Below are 7,835 nucleotides of genomic sequence, written 5' to 3' on the forward strand. Positions count from 1 at the left end.
GGGGTTCCCGGCGGCGAACCCCGCGGGGAGCACCACCTCCAGCCGCTTGCCGGCCACCTCGACGGTGATCCGCTGCCGCTCGCCCGGCTCCTCGGCCGCGCCGTGCTCTCCTGCGTGCGGCGCGATCGTGTTGTCGAACTCGGTCTCGATCCATCGGGTGTGCACTGAGAACGGCTCGCCGGTGAACGCGGGATCGGCCACCACGGCACGGTGGAAGGGCAGCACGGTCGGCATGCCGTCGATCTCGAACTCGGCCAGCGCCCGGCGCGAGCGCTCCAGGGCCTGTGCCCTGCTGGCTCCGGTCACGATCAGCTTGGCGACCAGGGAGTCGAAGGACTGCGGGACGGTCATGCCGGCCTCGTAGCCGGAGTCCAGGCGCACCCCGGGACCGGAGGGGGCGCTCATCCGCGTGATCGTGCCGGGGGCGGGCAGGAAGCCGCGCCCGGCGTCCTCGGCGTTGATCCGGAACTCGATCGAGTGGCCGCGCAGCACCGGGTCGCCGTAGCCCAGCTCCTCGCCGTCGGCGATGCGGAACATCTCCCGTACCAGGTCGACGCCGGCGACCTCCTCGGTCACCGGGTGCTCGACCTGCAGCCGGGTGTTGACCTCCAGGAAGGAGATCGTGCCGTCCTGGCCCACCAGGAACTCGCAGGTGCCGGCCCCGACGTAGCCGGCCTCGCGCAGGATCGCCTTGGAACTGGTGTAGAGCAGGTCGAGCTGCTCGGGGTTCAGGAAGGGGGCGGGTGCCTCCTCGACCAGCTTCTGGTGGCGGCGCTGCAGCGAGCAGTCACGGGTGGACACCACGACCACGTTGCCGTGGGTGTCGGCCAGGCACTGGGTCTCCACGTGCCGGGGACGGTCCAGGTAGCGCTCGACGAAGCACTCGCCCCTGCCGAACGCGGTGACCGCCTCGCGGACCGCGCTGTCGTACAGTTCGGGGATCTCCTCCGCGGTGCGCGCCACCTTCAGCCCGCGACCGCCGCCTCCGTAGGCGGCCTTGATCGCGATCGGCAGGCCGTGCTCGGCGGCGAAGGCGACGACCTCCTCGCTCCCGGAGACCGGATCCTTGGTGCCGGCCACGAGCGGCGCGCCGACCTTCTGCGCGATGTGGCGGGCCTGCACCTTGTCGCCGAGCGCGATGATCGCGGCCGGCGGCGGGCCGATCCAGGTCAGGCCGGCGTCGATGACCGCTTGGGCGAAGTCGGCGTTCTCGGCCAGGAAGCCGTAGCCGGGGTGTACGGCGTCCGCCCCGGTCTCCGCGGCGACCCGCAGCAGCTTGGTGATGTCGAGGTAGGTTTCCGCGGGCGTCTGGCCACCAAGGGCGTGCGCCTCGTCCGCGACCCGGACATGGAGTGCGTCCAGGTCCTGGTCGGAGTAGACGGCGACGCTGGCCAACCCGGCGTCCTTGCACGCGCGGGCGATTCGCACCGCGATCTCACCACGGTTGGCGATCAAGACCTTATGCACCGACGTCGTTCCCTTCAGGCGTGCGAACAGGGGGCTGGCGGGCCTTCAACGGAGTGTAAGCGGCGCTTGATGGCGAAGCCGAGGGGGGTCCTACCTGCCCAGGTACGCGCCGCCGTTGACATGCAGAACCTGCCCGGTCACGTGGCGTGCCTCAGCGGAGGCGACGAACCTCACGGTCTCGGCGACGTCGTCCGGAGTCCCGGCCCTGCCGTTTCTGGTGCCCTCGACCCTGCGGCGCACCCCCTCTGAGGTGAGACGGCCCCGGAAGAACTCGGTGTCCACGATCAGACCGGGGGAGACCACGTTGGCGGTGACGCCCCGCGGCCCCAGCTCGGCGGCCAGGTCGGCGGTCCACGCCTCCACGGCCGCCTTGGCCGCGCCGTAGGACCCGGAGCCGGTGCCCCTGGCCGCGATGGAACCGATCGTGATGATCCGGCCGCCCTCGGCGAGGCGCGGGATGAGCGCGCTGGTGACCAGCACGGCCGACATCAGGTTGGCGTTGAGGTTGGCCCACCAGCCCTCCGCCACGTCCATCAGGTCGTCGCCGGACGGCACGCGGTCCAGGTTGGTGTTCCCGCCCGCGTTGTTGACCAGCACGTCCACCCTCGCGGGCAGCCGTTCCAGCGCCTCGCCCACCGCCACCGGGTTGGCCGCGTTGAACGCCACGTACGAGACGCCCAGCCGGTCGGCCGCCTCCTTGAGCACCTGCTCGCGCCGCCCGGTGACGGTCACCCGGTCGCCCTGCGCGGCGAACGCCGTCGCGATGGCGTAGCCGATCCCGGTGCCTCCGCCCGTCACCACAATCTCACGCACTGCCCATATCTCCCTGAATCACTAAAAATCAAGACAATGAAGAACGTTAGCCTCTCAGCGGAGAAGGGAACGTCCATAGCCGCTCGGTATATCCCGGATACCCCTGTGATCCGTACGCCTATCGTGATTTCGTTTGGTGACCAACCCCCGACACCGATCCGAAGGAGACTGGCATGAGCCAGAACTTGCTCGGCGGCAACCCCGCGGAAATGCAGCAGATGGCCACCCAGTTCACCCAGCAGGCCGACCAGGTCAGAGCCACCGTGGCCGCCCTTGACAGGGAGGCGGCGAAGGTCGGAACGGCCTGGACGGGGCCCGGCGCCCAGCGTTTCAGCGAGGCCTGGCAGAACTACCGCGCCGCTTTCCAGCGCATGTCCGAGGAGCTCGGCGAGGCTTCTCGGGTGATCAACACCTACCGCGGCAATATCGAGTCCGCCACGCGATAGGAAACGGCCCGCCGAAATGCCCCGGTTCTGGAAAGACCGGGGCATTTTCATGGTGCGCCGGCATGGATGATCGCTTGGGAGCGAAAGTCCCCTGGCGGAAGGGGGGCCACCTCCGGGCCGGAGGCAAGGGCGTCGTCGTGAGGCGGGCCCGCCGTTGGGAGGGGCCGGTGAGTTCCGGTGAGTACCACGTGGAGCGTGGCGGCGGGCCGGTGCCCAGGTCGCGTCCACGGCCGGCACATACTTACGCGTCGCGGCGTTGCATCAGCACGGCGCCCGCGAGCACGGCGAGGGCCACCCAGGCGAGGTAGACCGCGAACCCACTCCACGGGCCCAGGGAGCCGTTGCCCTGGCCGGACACGACCAGCAGGCCGGCGTTCGTGGTGAAGTGTTCGGCCACGGTCCTGCCCCACTCGCCCGGGAGTTGGTTCGCCACCGTGGGCAGTACCAGAATCAGTGCGATGGCCGACACGATCGCGCCCGGCGTGTGCCTGATCAGCGTGCCCAGTCCCAACCCGAACAGCCCGCACGCGGTCAGGTAGAGACCGGACCCGAGCGAAGACCGCACCACGTCGCCCATCTCGATCGACGACGGCTGGGAGATCGCCATGCCGACGCCGATCGCACCGGCCGCCGCGACCGCGCAGACGACCAGTGAGATCGCGGCGAACACCACGATCTTGCCGGTCAGCAGGCTCATGCGCTTGGGCACGGCCATGAGCGAGGTGCGGATGCCCCCGGTGCGATACTCGCTGGAGATCACCAGAACACCCAGGGTGGCCATGGACAGCGAGGCGAGCATCGTACCGGCCAGGCCCGTCATGATCGCCTGCTCGCCCGGGATCGGCCCGTCGGCAGTGCTCTTGGCCGCGGCGCTGATGAGGGCGGAGAAGCCCAGCATCAGCACGGCGGTGACGGCCAGGGTCCACACCGTGGAGCGGACCGAGCGGATCTTGGTCCATTCCGACCTGAGAATGTCGATCATGATGTGAACTCCAGACTGTCCTTGGTGAGCTCCATGTAGGCCGCTTCCAGTGAGGGCTGTACGAACGTCAGCTCCTCCAGCGGGATGCCGGCCCGCGCGGTGATCGTGCCGATTTCGAGCGTGCTCATCCCGATCACCCGCAGGTGGTCGGGATGTGGCTCGCCCACCTTGATCAGCTCGCTCACCTCGGCCAGCCGTGGTGAGCGCACCCGCACGTACCCCTGCGAGCTGCGCCCGATGAACCCCGCCACGCTCGTGTCGGCGATGAGCCTGCCCCTGCCGATCACGATCAGGTGGTCGGCGGTCTGGGCCATCTCGCTCATGAGGTGGCTGGAGACGAACACCGTGCGCCCGTCGGCCGCGAGCTGGCGCATGAACGTGCGGATCCACAGGATGCCGTCGGGGTCGAGGCCGTTGACCGGCTCGTCGAAGATCAGGATCTCCGGGTCGCCGAGCAGCGCCGCGGCGATGCCGAGCCGCTGCGACATGCCCAGCGAGAAGCCGCCGACCCGCCGCCTGGCCACCTCCCGCAGGCCCACGGTCTCCAGCACCTCATTCACCCGGCTCGCGGGGATGCCGTTGCTCTGGGCGATGGCCAGCAGGTGGTTGTGGGCGCTGCGTCCGCCGTGCACGGCCTTGGCGTCCAGCAGCGCGCCGATCTTGCGCAGCGGGTGCTTCAGCTCGTGGTACGGCCGCCCGTCCACGAGCGCCGAGCCGCTGGACGGCCGGTCGAGCCCGAGGAGCATGCGCATGGTCGTGGACTTACCGGCCCCGTTGGGGCCCAGGAAGCCGGTCACCTGACCGGGCTTGACGTCGAACGACAGGTCCGTCACCGCGGTGGTGCCGCCGTAGCGCTTACTCAGGTTCGTTGTTCGGATCGCGGTCATGATCCAAGGGTGCCGTCGCAGGCGGCCGTTTTCGTCATGCCTGGGAACAGTTCCCGGGCGAGGGCTCTGGGACCCTGGTCCTACTCTCCAGGTTGGATCAATGCCGCCTGGTACGCGACGATCACGGCCTGCGCCCGATCCCTGACGCCTGTCTTGGCGAACAGGCTCGTCACGTGGTTCTCGACGGTCGACGGGGAGACGGACAGGTCGGCGGCGATTTCCAGTGAAAGACCGGGATATTTCCTCATGTGACGGCGGCCTGAATGGGGGTCACCGAGCCCAGGGTCACCAGCAGGCCGCGCCCCGGGGGGCCGCCGACCGCGCCGCGGGGCAGCCGGACCGTGAACAGGTCGCCGTCGGCGGGGCTCTGGACCGAGAGCAGCAGGCCGGTGCGCCCCTTGCGGGTCTCGGCCGCGAAACCCCGGTAGGCGGTGGTCAGGTCGCCCGTGGTACCGCCGATGATCATGCCGTGCTCGCCGTCCCTGCCGCTCCGGAGCACCTGTTCGAGCGCGGTGCCCAGAGGGGAGTCCGGGGAGATCAGCTCGGCGTCGTCGACGATCACGACGTAGCGGTCCTGCCCCGCGACGGCCTCGTGCAGGTCACCGTTCGCGTCCAGCACGGCCAGCACGCCCGGGGTGTCCACCAGCGTGCACAGCGGGCTGCGCCGGGGAGTCACCAGGACCGTGGGGGTGCCCTGGGAGAGCAGGGAGTGGGTGGCGGTCAGCAGTGCCGTGGACCTGCCGGACCTGGGCGGCCCCGCGACGACCGCGCCGGGGCCGTGGGCGAGCAGGTCGACGCCGAGCGGGGCCAGCGAGTCGCCCCCGGCGCCGAACAGCGCCCACAACGGCGACGGCGGCCGGAAGGAGGGCACCAGATCCAGGACCTGCGCCGCGGTGACGCGCATCGGCAGCGCGTCCACCCGCATCGGCGGGTCGGCGGTGATCTCCGGTGCCGACCGGGCCAGCGCCTGGAGCGCGGCGACCTGCGCCGGTCCCGAGGGGTCGTCGCAGAGCAGCGCGATCTGGCTCTCGGTCGTGCCGTACTCGCCGACAGACAGCGCGCGGCCCGGCGCGAGGGTCGTGGGCAGGTCCTTGACCGGCAGCCCGGCCAGGCCGTAGTCGGACGGGTCGGCCAGCCGCAGGATCAGCCGGTCGTCGAAGACCGTGGAGATCTGCCCGAGCAGCACGGACCTGTCACCGGTCACCACGGCCCGCAGCCCGACCGCGGGTCCCTCCCGCAGCAGCTGCATCAGCGAATCGATCAGCCGCCCGTAGTCGTAGCCCTCGAACGCGGCGACGAATCCCTCCCACCGGTCGAGCATCAGGACCAGCCACGGCAGCCGGGGGCCGTCCGTGCCGGCGCGCAGCTCGGCCAGCGAGGCGTACCCGGCCTCGGCGAGGAGTTGCTGGCGCCGCCCCACCTCCGCGCGGAGCCGGGCCAGCAGCCGCTCCACCCGGTCGAGCTGGTCGCGCGTCACCACGGCACCGCAGTGCGGCATCGCCATCAGGGGCAGCAGCGCCCCCGAGCCGCAGTCGATCGCGTGCACGTGCACGTCGTCGGGGGAGGTCTGGCCGGCGATCGCCCCCGCGAGCGTGCGCAGCGCCGTGGACCGCCCGCTCCGCGAGGCGCCCGCGACGAGCAGGTGCCCGCCTCCCGCGAGGTCGAGCGCCAGTGCCCGCCGGTCCTGCGCCCAGGGCATGTCGGTGACCCCGAAGGCCAGCGGCGGCACCTCCTCGGCCCCCGCCCGATAGGGCAGACCGGTGGACGGTGTGGCGAGGCCGGGGACGACCATGAGCTCGGGGAGCGGTTCGAGCCAGGGGCTCGGCTGCTCCGCGACTCCGGCGACGCGGGCCGCCTCGACGAGGGCGTCGGTGAGTACGGACAGGTCGGTGACGTGGCCTCCCTCGACCCCCGCGCGCGCGGGCCTGGGGCGTCCCAGAGCCTGCCAGCCGACCTCCGTCACCCGCACCCTGGCCTCGCCGCCCGAGACGCCGGGGCTCCGTCCGCCGATCCGCGCGGTCTGCACCGCCGTCGCCGCGCCCGCGCCCGACTTCACATAACACCGGCCAGGAGCGGACTTGGGGATGTACGAGGCGTCCGGGCGGTCGATGACGTCGGTGGACTCGGTGGACTCGGTGACCCGCAGCGCGATCCGCAGGGACGTGTTGGCCTGGATGTCGGCGGTCACCACCCCGCCGGGGCGCTGGGTGGCGAGGATGAGGTGGATGCCGAGCGAGCGCCCCCGCCTGGCGATGTCGACCAGTCCGGTCATGAAGTCGGGCAGCTCGCTGACCATGGCCGCGAACTCGTCGATGACCAGCACCAACCGGGGCAGCGGGGCCGGAGGCTCGGCGCGCCCGCGCAGCGGCCTGACCTGCGCGCCGCCCCCGGCGACGAGCAGGTCGCGGGAGGCGCGGGCCGTGCGGGCGTCGCGCAGTTCGTGGTAGTCCTCGATGTCCTTCGCTCCCACGGCCAGCAGCAGGCGCTCACGGCGGCGGATCTCGGCGGCCAGTGAGGCCAGGGCCCGCTGGGTCAGGTGGCCGTCGAGGTCGCTGACCATGCCCACCGTGTGCGGCAGCCGCACGCACTCCTTGAACGCGGCGCCGCCCTTGTAGTCGATCAGCACGAACGTCATCTCGTCCGGCCTGTTGGCCACCGCCAGCGAGCAGATCAGGGTCTGCAGCAGCTCCGACTTGCCCGCGCCGGTGGTGCCCGCGATGAGCGCGTGCGGTCCGTCCCTGCGCAGGTCGACCGAGAAAGGTCCCTCGGGGCCCACCCCCACCACGGCCTCGGTCGCCCGCCCCCAGCGCTCGGCCAGGGCCGCACCGGAGACGGAGGGCAGCTCCAGCAGGTCGAGCAGCCGCGCGGAGCCCGGCAGGGCGAGGCCGGCGTCGTCGCGGCTGACGTCGCGGATCGGCGCCAGCGAGCGGGCCAGCCGGTCACACCAGGCGGCCGTCACCTGGTCGGCCAGGATCTCGCCGAGGTCGTCCAGACCGCCGCCGCGCAGCCGCACGGTGCCGTCGGCCTGCATGGCGGCGACGGTGGCGCACTCCTCGGGCAGCAGCCGCTGGTCGCCGTCCACCGCCAGGGTGTAGACGCCCGCGCGGGGGCCCTGGCGCAGCACCTGGGGCATGCCCGGCAGCGCGTGTTCCCGGCCCGCCGCCGCGAGCGTGGCGCCCGGATGATCGAACAGCTGGACATCAAGACGACGGGGCCCGACCAGCCGGTGGCCGACCTGTC

General features: G+C 71.6%; 7 protein-coding genes. 1 reads left to right on the forward strand and 6 read right to left on the reverse strand.

Going from position 1 to position 7,835, the window contains the following annotated elements; all coding sequences use genetic code 11:
* Together ABZ260_RS41640 and ABZ260_RS41645 are read right to left on the reverse strand one after the other, a co-directional pair.
* Positions 1–1,467 (reverse strand): biotin carboxylase N-terminal domain-containing protein (locus tag ABZ260_RS41640; protein ID WP_355628775.1); only part of this gene is annotated, 1,467 nt, incomplete at its 3' end.
* A 90-nt stretch (positions 1,468–1,557) separates the two neighbouring features.
* Positions 1,558–2,280, reverse strand: a complete 723-nt coding sequence (locus tag ABZ260_RS41645) for an SDR family oxidoreductase (RefSeq protein WP_350911817.1) — start codon at positions 2,278–2,280, stop codon at positions 1,558–1,560.
* A gap of 173 nt (positions 2,281–2,453) precedes the next feature.
* Here ABZ260_RS41645 and ABZ260_RS41650 point away from each other — a divergent pair, with 173 nt between their 5' ends.
* Positions 2,454–2,726, forward strand: a complete 273-nt coding sequence (locus tag ABZ260_RS41650; protein WP_030907662.1) for a WXG100 family type VII secretion target — start codon at positions 2,454–2,456, stop codon at positions 2,724–2,726.
* A 241-nt stretch (positions 2,727–2,967) separates the two neighbouring features.
* Here the strand turns inward: ABZ260_RS41650 and ABZ260_RS41655 are convergent, their stop codons facing one another.
* The 4 genes from ABZ260_RS41655 to ABZ260_RS41670 form a co-directional block, all read right to left on the reverse strand.
* Positions 2,968–3,708 carry an ABC transporter permease subunit gene (locus ABZ260_RS41655; RefSeq protein ID WP_355628778.1) on the reverse strand — a complete coding sequence of 247 codons (741 nt, stop codon included), beginning with the start codon at positions 3,706–3,708 and terminating at the stop codon, positions 2,968–2,970.
* Positions 3,705–4,595: an ABC transporter ATP-binding protein gene (locus tag ABZ260_RS41660; protein ID WP_355628781.1), complete on the reverse strand. Its 891-nt coding sequence runs from the start codon at positions 4,593–4,595 to the stop codon at positions 3,705–3,707. The genes ABZ260_RS41655 and ABZ260_RS41660 overlap by 4 nt, the downstream gene beginning before the upstream one ends.
* A gap of 80 nt (positions 4,596–4,675) precedes the next feature.
* Positions 4,676–4,843 carry a helix-turn-helix transcriptional regulator gene (locus ABZ260_RS41665; RefSeq protein WP_355628784.1) on the reverse strand — a complete coding sequence of 56 codons (168 nt, stop codon included), beginning with the start codon at positions 4,841–4,843 and terminating at the stop codon, positions 4,676–4,678.
* Positions 4,840–7,835 (reverse strand): FtsK/SpoIIIE domain-containing protein (locus tag ABZ260_RS41670; RefSeq protein ID WP_355628787.1); only part of this gene is annotated, 2,996 nt, incomplete at its 5' end. The genes ABZ260_RS41670 and ABZ260_RS41665, both read right to left, overlap by 4 nt.

The sequence above is a fragment of the Streptosporangium sp. NPDC006013 genome (assembly GCF_040614275.1).
Classification (GTDB): domain Bacteria; phylum Actinomycetota; class Actinomycetes; order Streptosporangiales; family Streptosporangiaceae; genus Streptosporangium.

What these genes read in the sequence shown, in the direction of transcription:
- ABZ260_RS41650 (WP_030907662.1), top strand. Translation starts at nt 2,454, where the DNA reads ATGAGCCAGAACTTGCTCGGCGGCAACCCCGCGGAAATGCAGCAGATG.
- ABZ260_RS41655 (WP_355628778.1), bottom strand. Translation starts at nt 3,708, where the DNA reads ATGATCGACATTCTCAGGTCGGAATGGACCAAGATCCGCTCGGTCCGC.
- ABZ260_RS41660 (WP_355628781.1), bottom strand. Translation starts at nt 4,595, where the DNA reads ATGACCGCGATCCGAACAACGAACCTGAGTAAGCGCTACGGCGGCACC.
- ABZ260_RS41665 (WP_355628784.1), bottom strand. Translation starts at nt 4,843, where the DNA reads ATGAGGAAATATCCCGGTCTTTCACTGGAAATCGCCGCCGACCTGTCC.